The sequence below is a fragment of the Komagataeibacter kakiaceti JCM 25156 genome (assembly GCF_000613305.1).
In genome coordinates this window covers 1-1,897 of the sequence record NZ_BAIO01000455.1, presented here as the reverse complement: position 1 = coordinate 1,897, position 1,897 = coordinate 1, and the positions used below count along the sequence as shown (strand labels likewise).

Genomic DNA, 1,897 nt, shown 5'->3' with positions numbered 1-1,897 from the left:
GTCCGCCGCCCCGAAAAGGGACTGCTGGGCGGCATGATGGGCCTGCCCGGACCGCTGTGGCGCGATACGCCGTGGACGAAGGCGGAGGCGCTGGCCCATGCGCCCAAAGCGCCCCGGCTGCGCGTTGAATGGCTCCGCGCGGGGCGGGTGAAGCATGTTTTCACCCACTTCACGCTGCTGGCCGATATCTATGCCGCCCGCATACCGGCCTTTCCCAACAGCATGGTGGGGGAGGACGGCATGGTCCATCACGCTGGGGGGGCTGCCGTGGCGCTGCCGTCGCTCATGCGCAAATGCATGGTTCTGGCACGCAGCGGCAATGTTTTTGATTGACGCGGGCGGGATACGCGCGGTTGACTGGTCACTGTCCGATCAGGAAAGGGACCGTGATGCTCACCTTAGTCCAGATGCTTTCCCCCGTTGTCGCCCTGCTGGGTCTTGTCGGTATGGCGCGCTGCCTGCGTATGCGGGCACCCGTGGCGCAGCCGGTGCGGGTGCGCGCCCGGCGCTAGTTCCCGGCATGTAACGGGCGAACGGGTGGTTCCGCGCTGTTTCTTTGCATCCGCGCGCGGCTTCCTGTAGCAGCCGTTTCATGACCTTCATCACCATACACCGCGCGGCCGGGCCGGATGCGCCGCCCGCGCGGACCGGGGTGCTGCTCAGTAACCTGGGCACACCGGATGGCACCGGCTATGGGGCCGTGCGGCGTTATCTGGCGGAATTCCTGTCGGACCGGCGCATTATCGAAGCCAGCCCGCTGATCTGGAAACCGATCCTGTATGGTCCGGTGCTGACGTTCCGCCCCCGCAAATCGGGGGCGGCGTATCATCGCATCTGGCATCATGACCGCGATGAAAGCCCCCTGCGCACCCATACCCGCGATCAGGCCACGCAACTGGCCCAACGGCTGGCGGCGGATGATGTGCCGGTGGCATGGGGCATGCGCTATGGCACGCCCTCCATCCGGCAGGCCCTGCACGAACTGGTGGAGCAGGGATGTGACCGGATCCTGCTGGCCCCGCTTTACCCGCAGTACAGCGCCACCACCACGGCCACGGCCAACGACCAGGCGTTCCGGGCGCTCATGCGCATGCGCAACCAGCCCGCCATACGCACGCTGCCCCCGTTCGCGGATCATCCGGCCTATATCGCCGCGCTGGCGCGCTCCATCACCGCGCGGCTCGGGACACTGGATTTCACGCCGCAGATGATCGTGGCATCCTTTCACGGGTTGCCCAGGGTCTATGTGGAAAAGGGCGATCCCTATGCGGCGGAATGCGAACGCACCATCGTCGCCCTGCGTCGCGCCATGGGATATGACGCGCAGATGATGCCGCTGACGTTCCAGTCACGTTTCGGCCCCGCCAAATGGCTGGAACCCTATACCGCGCCGTTTATCGAGTCGCTGCCCGCGCAGGGCGTGACCCGGATCGCGGTGATCACGCCGGGATTCATCTCCGACTGTATCGAAACGCTTGATGAGATCGGCAACGAATCACGCGCGGGCTTCATCCGCGCGGGCGGCGCGGAACTGGCGCTGATTCCGTGCCTGAACAGTTCGCCCGACAGTATTGACCTGCTTGAAGCCCTTGTGCGCGGGGAACTGGCAGGCTGGCTGCCCCCCGAACGGTAAAAGCTTCCGGGCGCGCCTTTTTCGGAAAGGCGGCGTTCCCCTGAAGGTTTCCCATGATGCCGCGCCGCGTTACGGCCGGTCACAGCTTTCGGTCAGGTCATTGTAGACCTGCCCGCCGGGGCAGGATTTGGGCGGCTGGGGTGGTGGCGCCTGCGGGGTGGCGAAGAGCGTGGAGAGATCACGGTCATAGATGGTGTCATCCTCCGGCGCGGTATTGCCCGTCGCGTTATAGATTTCGGGCGCGGCTGGTAGCTGGCCCCGGCG

3 protein-coding genes and 1 pseudogene are annotated in these 1,897 nt (G+C 65.8%); 3 read left to right on the top strand and 1 reads right to left on the bottom strand.

Features of this window, described 5'->3' with window-relative positions; genetic code table 11:
• From JCM25156_RS25065 to hemH, 3 genes are all read left to right on the top strand, one after another.
• Positions 1 to 333: NUDIX domain-containing protein (locus JCM25156_RS25065; protein WP_034960216.1), on the top strand; the 333-nt coding region annotated here is incomplete at its 5' end.
• Between the two features lie 53 nt (positions 334 to 386).
• A complete protein-coding gene (locus tag JCM25156_RS32200) occupies positions 387 to 512 on the top strand; it encodes a hypothetical protein (protein WP_277909475.1) in 126 nt (41 codons plus the stop codon).
• A gap of 80 nt (positions 513 to 592) precedes the next feature.
• Positions 593 to 1,633, top strand: a complete 1,041-nt coding sequence (gene hemH, locus JCM25156_RS15195; RefSeq protein ID WP_025813752.1) for a ferrochelatase — start codon at positions 593 to 595, stop codon at positions 1,631 to 1,633.
• A gap of 69 nt (positions 1,634 to 1,702) precedes the next feature.
• Here hemH and JCM25156_RS25060 read toward each other — a convergent pair.
• A pseudogene (locus JCM25156_RS25060) lies at positions 1,703 to 1,897 on the bottom strand (hypothetical protein); the annotation flags it as partial.

Coding starts and splice junctions, on each gene's coding strand:
- hemH (WP_025813752.1), top strand. CDS start 593: ATGACCTTCATCACCATACACCGCGCGGCCGGGCCGGATGCGCCGCCC.